At 36.2% G+C, this 15287-nt stretch carries 17 protein-coding genes, 3 pseudogenes and 1 riboswitch; of the genes and pseudogenes, 9 read left to right on the forward strand and 11 right to left on the reverse strand.

Features of this window, described 5'->3' with window-relative positions:
* Positions 1 to 266: 266 nt before the first annotated feature.
* Positions 267 to 770 carry a DinB family protein gene (locus tag D1970_RS21330; RefSeq protein WP_119114864.1) on the reverse strand — a complete coding sequence of 168 codons (504 nt, stop codon included), beginning with the start codon at positions 768 to 770 and terminating at the stop codon, positions 267 to 269.
* Positions 771 to 1005: 235 nt separating this feature from the next.
* Between D1970_RS21330 and D1970_RS21335 the strand changes: the two are divergent.
* From D1970_RS21335 to D1970_RS21345, 3 genes and pseudogenes are all read left to right on the forward strand, one after another.
* Positions 1006 to 1407, forward strand: a pseudogene (locus tag D1970_RS21335) (helix-turn-helix transcriptional regulator); the annotation flags it as partial.
* 130 nt (positions 1408 to 1537) lie between these two features.
* Positions 1538 to 2500 carry a helix-turn-helix transcriptional regulator gene (locus D1970_RS21340; protein WP_119114865.1) on the forward strand — a complete coding sequence of 321 codons (963 nt, stop codon included), beginning with the start codon at positions 1538 to 1540 and terminating at the stop codon, positions 2498 to 2500.
* A 75-nt stretch (positions 2501 to 2575) separates the two neighbouring features.
* A complete protein-coding gene (locus D1970_RS21345) occupies positions 2576 to 3208 on the forward strand; it encodes a type 1 glutamine amidotransferase family protein (RefSeq protein WP_119114866.1) in 633 nt (210 codons plus the stop codon).
* A 257-nt stretch (positions 3209 to 3465) separates the two neighbouring features.
* Here the strand turns inward: D1970_RS21345 and D1970_RS21350 are convergent, their stop codons facing one another.
* The 3 genes from D1970_RS21350 to D1970_RS21360 all read right to left on the reverse strand — a co-directional run bounded on the left by D1970_RS21350 (position 3466) and on the right by D1970_RS21360 (position 5660).
* Complete coding sequence (locus D1970_RS21350; protein ID WP_119114867.1) at positions 3466 to 3708, reverse strand: hypothetical protein; 243 nt, start codon at positions 3706 to 3708, stop codon at positions 3466 to 3468.
* Positions 3709 to 3833: 125 nt separating this feature from the next.
* A complete protein-coding gene (locus D1970_RS21355; protein WP_119114868.1) occupies positions 3834 to 4679 on the reverse strand; it encodes a hypothetical protein in 846 nt (281 codons plus the stop codon).
* 219 nt (positions 4680 to 4898) lie between these two features.
* Positions 4899 to 5660, reverse strand: coding sequence for an SDR family NAD(P)-dependent oxidoreductase (locus tag D1970_RS21360; RefSeq protein ID WP_119114869.1), 762 nt, complete (start codon positions 5658 to 5660; stop codon positions 4899 to 4901).
* A gap of 113 nt (positions 5661 to 5773) precedes the next feature.
* Between D1970_RS21360 and D1970_RS21365 the strand changes: the two genes are divergently transcribed.
* Positions 5774 to 6136, forward strand: a complete 363-nt coding sequence (locus D1970_RS21365) for a MerR family transcriptional regulator (RefSeq protein ID WP_119114870.1) — start codon at positions 5774 to 5776, stop codon at positions 6134 to 6136.
* Positions 6137 to 6511: 375 nt separating this feature from the next.
* On the opposite strand, the pseudogene D1970_RS21370 reads toward D1970_RS21365, so the two are convergent.
* Both D1970_RS21370 and D1970_RS21375 read right to left on the reverse strand, forming a co-directional pair.
* Positions 6512 to 6814 (reverse strand): annotated as a pseudogene (locus D1970_RS21370) (replication initiation protein); the annotation flags it as partial.
* Between the two features lie 453 nt (positions 6815 to 7267).
* Positions 7268 to 7591 carry a hypothetical protein gene (locus D1970_RS21375; protein WP_142921046.1) on the reverse strand — a complete coding sequence of 108 codons (324 nt, stop codon included), beginning with the start codon at positions 7589 to 7591 and terminating at the stop codon, positions 7268 to 7270.
* A 47-nt stretch (positions 7592 to 7638) separates the two neighbouring features.
* Between D1970_RS21375 and D1970_RS21380 the strand changes: the two genes are divergently transcribed.
* Positions 7639 to 7887 (forward strand): ASCH domain-containing protein, encoded by a 249-nt coding sequence (locus D1970_RS21380; RefSeq protein WP_259339732.1) that lies wholly within the window; start codon positions 7639 to 7641, stop codon positions 7885 to 7887.
* 117 nt (positions 7888 to 8004) lie between these two features.
* Here the strand turns inward: D1970_RS21380 and queE are convergent, their stop codons facing one another.
* From queE to D1970_RS21405, 4 genes are all read right to left on the reverse strand, one after another.
* Complete coding sequence (queE, locus tag D1970_RS21385; protein WP_119114873.1) at positions 8005 to 8724, reverse strand: 7-carboxy-7-deazaguanine synthase QueE; 720 nt, start codon at positions 8722 to 8724, stop codon at positions 8005 to 8007.
* Complete coding sequence (gene queD / locus D1970_RS21390; RefSeq protein ID WP_119114874.1) at positions 8717 to 9199, reverse strand: 6-carboxytetrahydropterin synthase QueD; 483 nt, start codon at positions 9197 to 9199, stop codon at positions 8717 to 8719. Before queD ends, queE begins: the two co-directional genes overlap by 8 nt.
* Before the next feature lie 2 nt (positions 9200 to 9201).
* Positions 9202 to 9864, reverse strand: a complete 663-nt coding sequence (gene queC, locus D1970_RS21395; protein WP_119114875.1) for a 7-cyano-7-deazaguanine synthase QueC — start codon at positions 9862 to 9864, stop codon at positions 9202 to 9204.
* 51 nt (positions 9865 to 9915) lie between these two features.
* Positions 9916 to 9958: riboswitch (PreQ1 riboswitch) on the reverse strand.
* Between the two features lie 291 nt (positions 9959 to 10249).
* The gene (locus D1970_RS21405; protein WP_119114877.1) at positions 10250 to 11098 is read right to left on the reverse strand and encodes an HAD-IIB family hydrolase; all 849 of its coding nucleotides are present in this window, start codon (positions 11096 to 11098) and stop codon (positions 10250 to 10252) included.
* Between the two features lie 147 nt (positions 11099 to 11245).
* Between D1970_RS21405 and D1970_RS21410 the strand changes: the two genes are divergently transcribed.
* From D1970_RS21410 to D1970_RS22575, 4 genes are all read left to right on the forward strand, one after another.
* Entirely contained in the window at positions 11246 to 12235 is a 990-nt protein-coding gene (locus tag D1970_RS21410; protein WP_119114878.1) for a LacI family DNA-binding transcriptional regulator, read from the forward strand.
* A 201-nt stretch (positions 12236 to 12436) separates the two neighbouring features.
* Positions 12437 to 13342 carry a DMT family transporter gene (locus D1970_RS21415; RefSeq protein WP_142921047.1) on the forward strand — a complete coding sequence of 302 codons (906 nt, stop codon included), beginning with the start codon at positions 12437 to 12439 and terminating at the stop codon, positions 13340 to 13342.
* Between the two features lie 157 nt (positions 13343 to 13499).
* Positions 13500 to 14690: a YhgE/Pip domain-containing protein gene (locus D1970_RS21420; protein ID WP_181213498.1), complete on the forward strand. Its 1191-nt coding sequence runs from the start codon at positions 13500 to 13502 to the stop codon at positions 14688 to 14690.
* A 147-nt stretch (positions 14691 to 14837) separates the two neighbouring features.
* On the forward strand, positions 14838 to 15014 hold the full coding sequence (locus D1970_RS22575; RefSeq protein ID WP_181213499.1) for a hypothetical protein: 177 nt from the start codon (positions 14838 to 14840) through the stop codon (positions 15012 to 15014).
* Positions 15015 to 15148: 134 nt separating this feature from the next.
* Here D1970_RS22575 and D1970_RS21425 read toward each other — a convergent pair.
* Positions 15149 to 15287: pseudogene (locus tag D1970_RS21425) on the reverse strand (IS110 family transposase); the annotation flags it as partial.

Here is a 15287-nt window from a genome sequence, read left to right on the forward strand (position 1 = left end):
TTCGTCATTTACACAAAATTATTGACGCTCCCATATTATCAAGACCTAAATAAAAAAAACCCTTAAAAAATAAAGAAGAGCACATATTATACATGACTAATATGTGCTCTTCATTTATTCCATTAAAGCGCCCGATTGCAGAAGATCAGAATAATGATTATGATCGCTACCTTTAGCTTCTTCAACTAATGCACCCCGTTCAATAAATTCAACAAAAAGAAGCGTTAATCCTTCGCGGATCAACGCTTCCGTTTAGCACAATATTATTAAAGAGGTGGGTTTTCTACTCCAAAATGGACCCAATCTTCTTTTGGCGGTCCATAAACTCCAAATGGTTTTAATCCTGCTTGACGCATAAGAACAGTCATTTGTCCGCGATGATGAATAGTATGCTTGATTAGTCCCATTAAAATTTGAGCATTTGTTTCTTCCCTCCCAAATGCAATTTGCACTTCCTTCAAAGCTTCGTCTTTCCATTGTTGTTCAATGGCTTTGGCTGCATTAGAACTTACATTTTTAAAGGTTTCAGCAATTTCTTTAGCAGAAGTTGGGACATTTTCCGCATTTTCTACTTCATCGATCTTCAACCCGAAATGAGCTAAATATTCCGGAATATTTGTTGTTAAGTGCCATGCAATTCTTCCTAAAGTACGACCTTCTGGATAAACTTGTTGTTTTAATGAATCATCTGTTAAACCATCTAAAACGTTTAGAGTTAATATGACTTCGTTGTTCCATTCTTTAATGAAGTCTAAAATTGTTATATACATATATAATTCCTCCATAATTTATTTTCAAAGACACATCGAGAAACATTTGTTCTTATTTTGCGCTTCCATTGAGTCATCAGATAAATGAGATAAGTTGTAATTTTAATATTTCCTTTCCATATAGTTTTTTTAAAAATTTTATTTAAACTATCATCCCCCTTATTCTTTATCTATTTGTGATTATATATTATAATGGTGACAATTTATGTCACTGTTATTTTTTGGGGAAATATGCATATCTAGAGCAAAAAGATTAAATGAAATGATAATGATGGTTAATCGAAAAAAAAGATTTACCCTCAGGGAACTAGCACAAGAATTTGGGGTATCAAAAAGAACCATTTTGAGGGATTTGCAAGAATTAAGTGAGATGGAAGTACCATTGTACTCAGAAGCAGGTCCACATGGAGGTTATCAAGTCTTAAATGAAAGAATTCTTCCTCCCATCGTATTTAGTGAGGATGAGACTGTTTCTATATTTTTTTCCATTCATGCATTAAGACATTATATTTCTCTTCCATTCGATATTGAGTATGAATCAATAAAAAAGAAATTTTACTTAAATCTTTCCGGCGGTATTAGAGACACAATTGATAAAATGCAAGATAGAGTTGATTTTTTATCTATACATCAACAAGAAAAATGAAATCACAAATGTGTCTAGGGCCTCATTATATAGAAAGCTATCGGAAAGGAACATTTGATGAGATATACCAAAAATCGGAAATATATAATAGAAAATAAATTCCATATAGAGGTGGAATTATATGCCTAAAATTGACAATATGTTAGCAATTCTATGGATGCTTCGTTCAGGTGAAAAAATTACTGCAAAACAAATTTCAGAAAAGTTAGAGATGAATATAAGGACTGTGTATCGTTATATTGATACAATTTCAACAAGTGGCGTACCTATAATTTCAGAACCAGGACATAACGGTGGGTACACTTTATTGAACAATTTTATTGAGGCTCCTCTTTTTTTTGATTTTGAAGAGCAAACTTCACTATTTCACGCTGCTGTTTTTGCAGAAGAAGCCGGATATTATGGAGGTGAAGCACTAAATAGGGCCATTTCAAAACTAAGTAAATACTCAAATCAAGAGCAGGAAACAAAGATAAACCAACATTTAACTAGTCTTGAAGTAATAAGTCGATTAAGTTCACTCTCTATGGAACCTTTTTTGAAGGAGTTGGAGCAGGCTGTAGCTGACGGGTACTCAGTAAAAATTCTTTACCATAAAAGTGGCGAAAAGCAATTAAATTATAGATTGGTCGATCCGTACAGAATTATCTATTGGAATAATAAGTGGTATGTGATTGGATTTTGTCATCTTAGGAATGATATCCGTAGTTTTAGAGTAGATCGAATTGAAAGTCTAATGCTAACCGAAAATAAGTTTAACCGGCCAGAAAACTTTTCAGCACGTGACTTTTTTATGAAAAACCTCCTTCCAACTATAGAAGATAAGGAAGGGATTACTTCTTTAGTTATTAATGGAAATGAAAGTACGCTGAATGATGTTTGCCAACATTGGTTTTTAGGACATTATTTACATGAACGAAATTCAAATCAAGCAGTTTTCCTTCTTGAAAAAGATATAGTACATACATATATACCTTATTTACTTTTACCGTACGGTAAATCTATTCAAATTATCGAGCCAATAAGTCTAAAGAAAAGACTTATTGAAGTTCTGTCGGAATTAATAAAATTTCATCAAGTATGATAACTTCCCTGACGTTAGCTGTCAGGGAAGTTATCTTATAATTGCTATATAAATTGTGATTGGGAGTGTTATTGGATGCAAACAAAAAAAGTTTTTCTATATGTATTTAATACAATGTCGGACTGGGAATATGGATATTTAATTGCTGAACTAAACTCAGGAAGATATTTTAAAAAAGATTTAGCACCTTTAAAAGTAATTACAGTAGGAGCTAATAAAGAAATGATTACTACTATGGGAGGACTGAGCATAAAACCAGATATTTCCCTTGATGAATGTACTCTTGAGAGTAAAGATCTTTTAATTTTACCAGGAGGGACTACTTGGAGTGAAGAAATTCATCAACCTATCTTGGAAAGAATTGGCCAAGCTTTAAAGCTTGGCACTATTGTTGCTGCAATTTGTGGTGCAACTGAGGCTCTTGCGAATATGGGATACTTAGATTCTAGAAAACACACAAGCAATGACTTAGAGTATATTAAAATGGTCTGCCCTAATTATAAAGGAGAAAAATATTATGAGATGAGACCTGCGGTATCTGGTGAGAATTTGGTTACTGCATCAGGGGTTGCGCCTCTGGAATTTACGATGGAAGTATTTAAAAAATTAGATGTATTTGCACCAGATACATTACATTCATGGTATAACCTAAATAAGACTTATAAACCTGAATACTTCTTCCAGTTAATGAATTCAATAAATAGATGAGCTAAAAAAATCAACTTAGCAGATTTATATTAGTTTAAATAATTACCATGCTTTAGACAATGTCAAAGCATGGTTTTTAATGAAAAAACCCAATTTCTCTATTAATTAAAGGTGAAGTTGGGCTTTTTAGTATTGAAAATTCCTTAACGTTGTAAATCCGCATTTTCCTGACGGTACCCCTACTAATAAAAATATAGATATTAAAGTAGTTAATAATAAAAATAAATTTTGTTTTTTCATGAGGATTAATATTCTCCTTATAATTTTATTTTAAATTTCTCGTTATTGTTAAGCAAATACGTTATGTATCCTATATGGTTTTTGATGCGGGGCTTTCCCTTAACCTGTTCAAGCACTACTATAACTCGTTCTTGTCCATGTTTTTCCCACGAAGCTAGAACGTTATTTGATATTTTAAATCCCATCTGCATTGCCAGTTTTTTTGCATTCTCGGTAAATGAACTTTTCGCCTGAAATTCCTCTAAGTTACCTTCAAACAAGTTAATTGCTGGCGATCTCTGCTTTTCTTTGAAGTAATAGCCAATATCCAGTTCTTTTTTTGTTCGTGTCGTGCATATAGCCTTTTTCTTTTACCTATCATAAAAGAAAAAGGCTATATTTTAAATTATTCTACTGTTTGAAATGGCTTTGTTTGAATTACATTCATCATTTTCATACGAGCAAATCGCTCATCTAAATTATTTTCAAGTATCCATTCATGATGTGTTTCCGCAATCATTGGCTTATTCTCAACAGAAATACCTTCCCATTCAAAATCTACAGAAACATTTATCGTGTTATCTACATTTTCTGTAACTGAGAAGTTTTTCGGATAATGTCCGCTTTGTTTTACTTGATTCGAAATAGTTGCTAACCATTCATTAAATCCTTTTAATGTATTAACTTTAGAAGTCGTACTTAAATTCAACTCAAATTGGTCTGCTAATAGTTCTTTGAATTTGTCACTGTTCACAGATGCTGTTTCCATTAAATATAACCAGTAATGCATAAATGATTTTGCTCTATTTTCTGAATAGGCAGATTTAAATTGTGGATTTTCTACATTACCTGTTGGTTCTAAATGGACCTTTGTAAAAAGAGGTAAGTCGTTATCTCGAAGTTTCAGAATTGTTGAATAATGAATTTTATAGCTGTATCTACTATTATCTGAACGTATGTTTTGATAAAGGATATCCGCTTCTAATGAAAGTTCCTCATCGTTCAACTGTTTGATTGATGTGTTTTCAACATGATGCGCATTTTGCCATCCTTCAAACATTTTTAATCTATCTTCTAAACCAATTTTCCCTTTCGTAGTTCCAGCTTGAGATGAAATTTCAATTTCATCCTCTAAAATGTCTAACTGGTTTTCTAGACGAGCTTTGTTAAGCGGAACTTCATATACTTGATACCAACGATGATATTGTGTTAAAGCTAAATGATTATTTTTAATTGCTTGAAATTTATCCATGATTTTAAATCTCCTTCACTATCTAAATCGCATTTTTCTTCCGTATTATTCCTTGATAAAGATATCAATCCTTACACATTCAGCAAGATTTCTTCCTTTATCCCTTTTTTTAGTATATCCATCGTAAATACAAAAGATTTACTAGGGGTACCGCCACATTTTAATGAAAATATACGCTAAGGAACTATCGGCTTTTTGTTATGTTCGGATTTTCAAAAACTAGTTTTTTGTCCTCGTCACATACGGATAAATCGGATCTCTTAATTCAAAGTCATACGTTTCTCCATTCACAATTCCTACCACCTTCTTACTGTCATATAAATCGAGCAAGAAACCGGCCATTTGTTCAGCTGTATGGAACTTAGGAACAACACCATTATATTCAAAATTATCAACATCATAGGAGCGTTTCGCAAATTCGGTCTCTGTTGCAGCAGGAGCCAAGACTTTTGCTTGCATGGCTGCTCCTTTTCCTTTCAATTCTTGTGCTAGCCCTTCTGTAAAGGCACTTACATAGAACTTTGTCGCGCAGTAGGTCACAGCATCAGCAACAATCAGGTAGCCTCCTCCTGAAGAAATATTGATGATTTGCGTTCCTTTAACATCTGCATAGTCACGTACATAAAGAGAGGACAGAACGGTTAAGGCTTCAATATTCAAGTGAAGCATCGTCTCAATTTTATTTAAATTTTGTTCCCCAACGGAAGCAAAGTTTCCAAACCCAGCATTGTTGATCCAGGTCTCAATCTGATAATCCTGAAGACTTTCGTAGAAATCATAAACATTTACAGTAACAGATAAGTCAACAGTTCGAATGACAACATCCAGGTCTGCGTTAATGTCAGCCACTTTTGATTTTAGCTTTTCCAATTCCTCCGTTCTGCGAGCTGCTATGATTAAGTTTTTTCCGCGAGCCGCAAAAGCAAGAGCCGTTTCATACCCAATTCCTGAACTGGCACCCGTAATAACTGTATATTTCATATAAATTCCTCCTGAATTTTATCCAATTGATTTTATTGTGAACGAACTATGAGTTGATTATAATGATTAGAGTAAACTCTAAGTCAAGAGAAAAATTAATGTGGAGGTTTCTTATGCACACCATTGGTGAAGTGGCTAAAATTTTAGGGATAAGTACACATACATTACGGTATTACGAAAAGGAAAAAATTATAATTCCTGTTCGTGATGCCAGCGGAGACAGGCGATATAACGATACACATATTAAATGGCTACAATTTGTTATCAAGTTAAAAGAAACACAAATGCCTATCGCGAAAATAAAGAAGTATGCTTCATTAGTTTTAAAAGGAGAACATACCACACTAGAGCGATTAAGCCTTTTAGAAGAACATAAAGACTCTATTAAGAAACAAATCAGAACGTTAAAAGCTGCAGATGAGATGCTTGAATATAAAATTGTGGCTTACAAAGATTTCATCAGTAAACGAGATTAGATACAGGCTCTATAAGGGCGATCGCCACATCTCCATGGGGTAGAAAGAGCATCCGTCGATTTTGGAGTAATCATCTGTCCAATAAATATAAAAATTGAGACACTACCACTTTGGGTCTCAAATCATTTTTTTATAACTATTTCGAATTTCATTTTGGTTTTGGAACACTAGTGATAAATTCGACGGTTGTGAATAGTACGACGAGGTCCTATCTCTGCTTTATGTGTCCTAAATTTAACTGTGGCCAATCGGATTTAATAACTTAAAATTTAAAAGTAGTGATTCCTACTTTCCAGGTGGTATCAGCAACGCTTTTATAGATTTCTTAACGTACAAGGAATCGGTTGTTTCGTGTCTAAATTGTGTCTAAACGTACAATTTTCTTTTTTTGATATGGTGACCCCTAATAATAAATTTAATTTTCTCAACCTGTCTTCCTTCTTTGATTTCCTCTATTTCAAAAGAAATATCCGTTTTCTTCTTAAGTTCTTTTTGTGCTGGTACTAATACACGCTGCTTAAAATTGCCATATGCAGGATAAAAATCTTCAGCACCAAGCATTTTGCGCAGATCAACAAGAAGAAAGACTCGTTCTTTAAGCTTTTCATACTGTTTCAAGAGCTCGTAAATACGAATAGCATATGAGCTCTTTAGCTTGAATACATTCTCTAGCTTATATACCTCCTATCCCTATCTGACGAACAGTTGGGGTCTTGAATTCATCAATATGAAACAACTTTATTGTTACTTAACAGCTTAACTGCTGGTTTTATTTTATATCCATTTGTTTTATATATTAGAGTACAAATGTACCCTAAATATCTAGTTTACTTTCTTTTATTTGCAGTTAAGGGCTTCATCAAATGCTCGTACACTGTCAACAAGATAATCAGTCCCTGCAAAAAAAAATGACCCTATTCCGGAACTACAGGAATTGAGCCATGTTCATTATTAATGGTTCATAAAAGTTATTGCTATGGCCATAACTAGAGCTAAAGCTGTAGCCGTGACAACTGCATTGGTTAAGATTTTCTCAGTTTTCTCTTTCATCAACAGAAACATTTAGCTCACCCCAATCTACCTTACTATTTTAAATAAAATTATAAAACATATGTTCGCAATGTACAACCTTTATTTATCATCTAATTCAAGGAATTTAGGTTTTTTTTCCTTTGTAATTTGATATGTCTTAGACAATTCTTTTTCTTGCTCAATTGATAAAGTTAATTTTTCTTTCTCCTCTTCTAACTTCTCTATCTCCATATTTTGTTTCTTAATCCTATCCTGAACTTCGCTATCCATTTTTAACTTAAGATCTACATCTAATTGTTTAGACATTTCCTCAAGATTTATCTCTTCGGTTTTCTTAAATAAACCCAGAAACGATGGTTTCTGGATAGCCTTTTTTAAAGAAGCAGCCAATAATTGTGACTGTTTTTGTTCTAAGTATCGCATGTATGAGTCGTTTTTAATCTGATTAATAAAGGATAATTTATGATCTCATTCTTAACCGGAACAATAACCCCCTTGCAATCATCAGAATTGTTGACGTTACTATCATGCCAATGAATGAAGTACCTGAAGATTTCGCAGCAGCTGAAGGAGAAGGAGACAGAAGCTACCGTTACTGGAAAGAAGAACATACAAGATTTTTCAGCGAAGCTTTCAAAACAAATGGACTGATATTTTCCGAAGATATTAAGCTGGTCTGTGAAAAATTCGAATTGATTCATGTGAAGAAGACTGATTGATACCATACAAAAGCGGCTGCCCAACATTGGAGCAGCCGCTTAACATTTCCCCAACAATTAAAAGCACAGAAATTCCATTCGCTTTTAATGTCTTACGGGTATCATTCATTACTTCAATCAAACTCCCCTTTTGTTTCCCCACAAAAGAGTGTGCAATTGGGGCAGTACTTTCACTTCATTTAATCCAGGGTCTTTAACCACATTGTTGATGAGCTGCTCGTATTGGAGCAGCAGCTCTTTAACAAGACTAGATCGATCTTCTGTTGTGATATCCGCGTTCCCCACTTGTAAAAAGAAAGGCACATGATGATACCTTTGATGAACCTTTTTGGCATATGAATAATCTTGCTCATCGAAGACCACGACTTTCAAGCTGATGCGGCCGGACCCATCCAGTCGGCTGACAATCGTGTCTAGCTTTTCAAAATCCGTTTCCATTTTCGAACTTGGCGGTTTTGGCGAAATTGTCAGTTCATCGATATCGTAAAACCAATCCTGCCATTTGCTTCCTTGTGTCTCCAGCCCAATTTTGATGCCCTTCTGCTTGAGCAAAGCAATGAGACTTCCCAGGTTTTTCAGCAATGCCGGATTGCCTCCAGATATCGTCACGAATGAAAAGCAGTCTCCACCATACCCTTCCAGTTCATTCCAAATTTCTTCGGCCCCCATCTGCCTCACGAGATGGTTTCCCGAACCGTCCCATGTAAAGGACGAGTCGCACCAAGAGCAAGAATAGTCACAGCCGGCAGTGCGGACGAACATCGTTTTTTGCCCAATCACCATGCCTTCACCTTGTATCGTTGGGCCGAATATTTCAATCACCGGTATTTTACTCATGCTCCATCCACTCCCGCCTTGCCTCTGCATAGCTTGTCGGAGTTTCAAAAAGCCTGACAAACTCTACTCTTGCCTCAGCATATTTGCTCATTCTGTCTTCTCTTTGGAGTCCCTCCGACATTTTTTCATAAATCCAAACGACCATGTTTTCGGCAGTTGTATTCATTGGCGGAAGTGTTTCATTCAAATATTTATGATCAAGAAAGATTTCGATTTCGGACTTCCAAATTTCTTTTATATCACCAAAGTCTATCATGATTCCCCGCTCATCGACATATCCGCTTAATCCAAAAATGACACGGTAGGTATGGCCATGAAGATTCTTGCATTTCCCTTCATAGTGATGCAAGTGATGTGCTGAATCGAAGGTGAATTCCTTACTGACAAGAACGCGTTTGTGATGATACTTTAACTGATCTATTTTTATATCTTCATCTATTTTCTGAAGCTTATCAACAATGCGAAAGCCGTACATACCTACTCCCCCTTTCTGGAAAGCAGGTATTCTTCAAGGCCATTTTTCCTTAGCTTACAGGCCGGACATTCCCCGCAGCCGTCAGCAATGATTCCGTTATAGCAAGTCAGCGTTCTTTCCCTGACAAAATCCAGCCTGCCAAGATCATCTGCAAGCTTCCATGTTTCTGCTTTATTTAGCCACATCAATGGCGTATGGATCACAAACTCATCAGCCATCGATAGATTTAAGGTCACATTAAGCGATTTAACGAAAACATCCCTGCAGTCGGGATATCCGCTGAAATCTGTTTCACATACACCTGTTACCACATGCTTCGCTCCGGTTTGCCGAGCCAAAATGCCAGCAAAGGAAAGGAAGACTAGGTTCCGGCCAGGAACAAAAGTTGAGGGCAGTTCTCCTTCTTTTCCGTCCGCCACTTCTATATCCGGACGCGTTAACGCATTCGGCGCCAGTTGATTTAGCAGCGACATATCCAGGGTATGATGAACGATGCCGAATTCCTTTGCAATCGCCTGGGCGCACTGTATTTCCTGATGGTGCCTTTGATTATAATCAAACGTCACCGCTTCCACTTCCCTGAAAGTCTCAAGAGCCCAAAAGAGGCAGGTTGTGCTGTCTTGTCCTCCACTAAATACAACAAGTGCTTTTTCATCTTTTAACATTAATCATTTCCCCTTAAATAGAAAAACAGCACCACTAAGAACAGCGGCACTGTTTCCTTAGTTTTTTAGAGAGGGTAGCTAGAACCTCTATACTTTTACACTCATAACAACAAACATTATATCATAATTTCTTTTTGGCGGCAGGTGGTCCTTAATTTCGCGAAAGTAGTAATATTACTCTACATTTTCCTTTGCGCAACTCTGCATTTTTTGATGGCACAAAACAAACAATTCTCCACTAATAATTAAATATGTGTTTGCAGTTTTTTCGGGTGACTTCATTCTATCAACCTTATCTTTAATGAATATGACTGGAGCACAAATGATTCTGCTGGCAATCACATACCAATTAGCCCAATAAATATAGTTTATCATTTTCTTAGATTCACCCTATAAAGCATTCCAAAATGGCCATTATCCCTTTTGAATACCCCTCTGGCGCCAGCTTTGGATGTGCATTTTTTGCTTCCTTGGTTGCGTTTGCTACTAAATAGCCATTCTTTACCGCTCTGAGCATCCGCAGATCATTCCCACTATCTCCGAATGCAAAGGCATGTTCCGGCTGCAAGCCGTATTTTTTGAGCATAAACCGGACGATTTCATCCTTTCCGGTCCCTAATGGAATAAAGTCAATATCATAACTATCTCCAGGATCTCCTGCAAGGGGATTGCAGCGGTTGACATTCACCAACATTCTGTTTTGTTCCGAGACAGTTTTAATGTGAGCTAAATTCTCCATGTCAGCTGATTCATTCTGCTCTTGGTAGTAAAAATTTCGTTTATATCGGGAACTTCCCAACTGAGTTTGAGGGTTAAGAAAAATATTATTATCTTTATGTAAAAAATCAACGATTTTTTCTATTTTTTTTATCGAAAAATCCCCTCCGTCAATTCTTGAATGCCATTCCGAGTCCTGCTCCCCAAAACGCTCGTCGCTGAAATAAGTTATTTCCGTCCCTAAATCACTTGCAATGAAATGCGGGAAAAACCTGAGCCCCCCCTTTTCCATCTTGGCCAGGAGAGAATCAATACTGCTCCCGGTAACCCAGCCTATAACGAGCTTTCCTTCATTGCTTTGTTTCTCAAGGTAGTCTTCTAACTCGTGTAAATGTCTCCGTCTCTCATCCGTCATGTTATGAGGATAGTATGTTTCATCAAAATCGCAAAACACCATATACTTCGGCTTTTCTACATATGGGAGCAGCTTATGTGAATTTTTGAATTTTAATAACATGATTATAACCCCCAATAAAATTTGAAATAATTTTGTTTTTTTGTAAGAATATCAAATAAGTACTCTTTGTATTATATAAAGAATTTTGTTCCATCTTACAGTCTGGTATCGGTAACATGTCAATACAATTTTTCAAGGGTGGGTTATATGACTAAGATTGATGAAATCGCGAAAATGTGTAACGTCTCTAAAACAACGGTTTCCCGAGTACTCAATCATCATCCGTATGTTTCTGAAGAAAAACGAAATCAAGTTTTAAAAGTAATAAAAGAACTTGATTACACACCAAGCTCTCTTGCCCGTCAGCTCAGGGCAAATAAATCTCAAACAATGGCTATCTCTGTTCCAGCCATTGACCACCCCTTCTTTTCACAATTAATCAAAGGTGTTTCTTCCAAAGCATTAGAAAAAGACTATAAGGTTCTTATTTTCCAAACTTTTTATAATGTGGCTACAGAAATGGAAATGCTCGATTTATTAAAAAACAAAGAAGTAGACGGAATTATTTTGGGTGCACTTGAGAATGAATGGAGTTCCATTAAACCTTTTTTAAAATATGGGCCGATTCTGTTGTGTAACGAGTATCATGATTCAGCGGCAGTTCCCATTATTGGATATGACGAGTTTGATGCTGCATACAAAGCGGTTTCCCATTTAATCGAAAGAGGCCATAAAAAAATCGGGTTTTGTTGTGACACTCCCTCCAGCCAGGCTCAACAACTTCGCAAAGAAGGGTTTATAAAAGCATTATTAGAGAATGATCTTCAATGCGAGGAAGACTGGATGTTCGATCATGCATTTTCAATTCAAGACGGTTTTCGGGTTTTTACCGAAATGTCCTCCTTGGCAGATAAGCCCACAGCCATGTTTACCGGCAATGACCAGGTTGCTGCAGGAATTATAAAAAAGGCCATGGTTGCAGGCTGCAGAGTACCTGATGACTTGGCTGTAATTGGCTACGATAACCAGTTCATCTGCCAGGTTACAACCCCCACCATCACAACAATCGATACCCCTATTGCAGAGCTTGGCCAACAGGCTGCTGCAAAGTTAATAAAAAACTTGGGAAAAAATGCAGAGATGAAACGTGAAGTAGTAAGGCTGCCAACCAAACTGATTGTCAGAGAATCCACATGATGAAAAAATATATATTTACCATAAAAACGACCCGAACATTCTGTTTCGGGTTATTTTCATAGTATCAATATTTTCATGAGTATATATAATCCTTAAATCCCTTGACAAATTATTGAATTAACGATAAAAAAGTATATATTTGAATATTAAGAAAAAACAAATAATATTCAACAGAAGTTTTCACTGAAAGGATTGGTCGGTTTGGAAGAAAAAAAAACAAACAAACTATTTCTAACACTTGTTGCCCCTTTGTTGTTTGTACTTTTATGGAGCAGCGGAGCAATTGTTGTAAAACTCGGTCTGCATGATTCCACGCCATTTGGTTATGTAGCTATTCGCTTTTTTCTGTCAACGGCCATTATGTGGAGCATATGCATTCTTATCAAGTCCCCTATCCCCCGAAAACTTGCCCAATGGAGATATATCATTCTTACAGGTTTGTTATTGCAGGCCGGATATCAAATCTTTTTCTTTTTATCCCTGGACTTTGACATTTCACCAGGCGTTTTGTCAATCATACTCGGGGCGCAGCCGATTCTTACAGCAATTTCGTCAAAAAATAAAACAAGTGTATACCAATGGACTGGATTATTACTTGGAATCTCTGGGTTAACATTCGTGGTAGGAAGCAGCCTGTTTGTGGGGAAATTCACCATCGCTGGGATTGGTTATGCCATCCTTTCACTTGCTTGCATCACAGTTGGAACTCTTATGCAAAAAAGGATTACTGTAAGCATGCCAACAAATATGGCCATTCAATATACGGGAGGTGCAGCGGCTCTCCTGATCTTAACGCCCCTTGTTGAAAAGACCACTATTAGCTGGACCTTTACATTCTGGTTTGCCCTTCTGTGGATGACGCTTGTCATTTCAATAGGCGCTTCCATGCTTCTGTTTTATATGATTCAAAAAGGCAACCTTACGAAAGTTACAAGCTTATTTTATTGTGTTCCTCCATTAACCGCGCTTTTAGATTACTTCATTTACGGACATAAATTAAGCATTGCTTCAATCGTAGGAATGGGCATTATCATTGTTGGTTTAATTTTAGTAAATAAACAAGGACTGATTAAAACAAAGGTTGAACCTGAAGGAAAGGCTGTATAACAATATAAAAATGACGTATGCCATCTCATACGCCATTTTTATTTTCCTTTATTAGTCCGAAAGAAGCAATTTACCATTAATCGTATGCTTATAGAGGAATTTTCACTGCTTTAGTCGAATAAATTATATGGGAAAATCAAGAAAAGGAGTGGTATTATTGGAAACATTGCAACTCTATTTAAAACGGCCTGAAACTTTGATTGGACTGGGGGCCGCATTAATCTTTCAGTTGGTTTTTATTATTGTTTGGCTCACGGCCTACAATGGTGTGACTGACAGAACAGGAAATCTTCATATCGGTTTGGTAAATGAAGATAAACAGCAGGGGGCAACGCTAAGTGAAGAAATGAAAAAGAGGATAACTGCTGTAAACATCACCTCAGGCGAGTCTTTGGAAGAATCCCAAAAGGACATGGATAACAACAAGATTGACATGATCATCCATATCCCTAAGGACTTTTCACAGAATCTCATGTCTAATAAACAAACAGAGATTACATACTATATAAATCAATCCACTTCAATGCTTACCGCAAGAGCGATGGAAACGATCGCCAAAGACATCGGAGATCAAATAAACTCACAGGTTTTCCTTACAAAAAGAGACGCTATTAGCGCTTCACTTCAACAAGTAATTCCTCCCCAGAATGCACAACCAACTTCACCAGTGAGCGAAATTATACCTCGTATATCTGAAGCCGTTAAACAAATCAATAACCACCCTGTAAAAAACACAATTGTTCAATCTAATTCAGTCAATAATTTTTCTTTTACCATGGTCCCTTTGATGATCGTCCTAGCTTCCTTTGTTGGCGCCATGGTGATGAGCATGCAGTTGCAGCAAGCAAGTAGATATGTAATCAAATGCAAGTGGAAATCCTTCGCTGTGAGACAAAGCATCAATGTTGTATGGTCTCTGTTACTATCATTAATCACTGTTAGTTTCCTTTTGCTCTTTCAAGTTGAGTTACAGTCATCTTTTACGGAAACATGGCTTTTCCAATCGTTTACCTTCTTCTCCTTTCTTTGTTTCTCACAGCTTTTTGTCGTCGTTTTTGGAAACCCAGGAATGCTCTTCAATATTATTGCTTTATCTTTGCAATTAGTGACCTGCGGAGCGATTGTCCCAGTAAATATGCTGCCTGACTTTTTCCAGGCGATCGGCGTATATCTCCCGGCAACGTATGTGGCTAATGGATACCATACAATCATTTATGGAGCCGGCGATCTGATGCCTGAGGTCTCATGGTTATTAGCAATTGCAGGTACAACCCTGCTCCTCTCTGTATTTCAAGTATTCTTCTTAAAAAATAAGGACAGAAACACGAGCCAAGCTGAAGTCGCCTAGACTTCAGAAAAAAAGCAAAACAAAAATGTTAGAGCGGAGTTTTTTACCAACTATACAGATTAGAATAAGAAATAGTTGTAAAAAAAAGGAAAAATTAACGATATAATAAATAAAAGCATAAGTATATATTATTTTGGAGGTGTTTTTATGATCTGGTTATATATGCTGATACCTGTCTTCATTGTTGGTGGTATTGCAATTTATTTTGAAAAGAAGTCTGGAATGACTACACCTGATGAACATAAACAAGCTGAGATGTTAGGGGAAGTTACACAGCAAAATGGTATTAATACTAGTGGAGCTGGAACAGATTTATTCAATTAAACCAGCTAATAGTTTGTCAACATTTTTCAATAAAAACTAAAAATACTTCATGCTATACTAAAAGTACACATACTAAATAACCTTCCTTATTCTCTTAGTTGGAAGGTTTTAGGTTATTTAGTCAGATTGCTTAATCATGCTAAATCTTGGAAAGGTTTATTGCTTTTCAATAAAGCATAAATCCAATGTAAGAGCTTATTAACACATGCAATAATCGCCACTCTAAAGGGTTTTCCTTCTTCACGTTTCTTATCGTAAAACTCTCTGAGTCTC

This window comes from Mesobacillus zeae (genome assembly GCF_003570705.1).
GTDB lineage: Bacteria > Bacillota > Bacilli > Bacillales > Cytobacillaceae > Mesobacillus_C > Mesobacillus_C zeae.

What these genes read in the sequence shown, in the direction of transcription:
- D1970_RS21330 (WP_119114864.1), bottom strand. Translation starts at nt 770, where the DNA reads ATGTATATAACAATTTTAGACTTCATTAAAGAATGGAACAACGAAGTC.
- D1970_RS21340 (WP_119114865.1), top strand. Translation starts at nt 1,538, where the DNA reads ATGCCTAAAATTGACAATATGTTAGCAATTCTATGGATGCTTCGTTCA.
- D1970_RS21345 (WP_119114866.1), top strand. Translation starts at nt 2,576, where the DNA reads ATGCAAACAAAAAAAGTTTTTCTATATGTATTTAATACAATGTCGGAC.
- D1970_RS21355 (WP_119114868.1), bottom strand. Translation starts at nt 4,679, where the DNA reads ATGGATAAATTTCAAGCAATTAAAAATAATCATTTAGCTTTAACACAA.
- D1970_RS21360 (WP_119114869.1), bottom strand. Translation starts at nt 5,660, where the DNA reads ATGAAATATACAGTTATTACGGGTGCCAGTTCAGGAATTGGGTATGAA.
- D1970_RS21365 (WP_119114870.1), top strand. Translation starts at nt 5,774, where the DNA reads ATGCACACCATTGGTGAAGTGGCTAAAATTTTAGGGATAAGTACACAT.
- D1970_RS21375 (WP_142921046.1), bottom strand. Translation starts at nt 7,591, where the DNA reads ATGCGATACTTAGAACAAAAACAGTCACAATTATTGGCTGCTTCTTTA.
- queE (WP_119114873.1), bottom strand. Translation starts at nt 8,724, where the DNA reads ATGAGTAAAATACCGGTGATTGAAATATTCGGCCCAACGATACAAGGT.
- queD (WP_119114874.1), bottom strand. Translation starts at nt 9,199, where the DNA reads ATGTACGGCTTTCGCATTGTTGATAAGCTTCAGAAAATAGATGAAGAT.
- queC (WP_119114875.1), bottom strand. Translation starts at nt 9,864, where the DNA reads ATGTTAAAAGATGAAAAAGCACTTGTTGTATTTAGTGGAGGACAAGAC.
- D1970_RS21405 (WP_119114877.1), bottom strand. Translation starts at nt 11,098, where the DNA reads ATGTTATTAAAATTCAAAAATTCACATAAGCTGCTCCCATATGTAGAA.
- D1970_RS21410 (WP_119114878.1), top strand. Translation starts at nt 11,246, where the DNA reads ATGACTAAGATTGATGAAATCGCGAAAATGTGTAACGTCTCTAAAACA.
- D1970_RS22575 (WP_181213499.1), top strand. Translation starts at nt 14,838, where the DNA reads ATGATCTGGTTATATATGCTGATACCTGTCTTCATTGTTGGTGGTATT.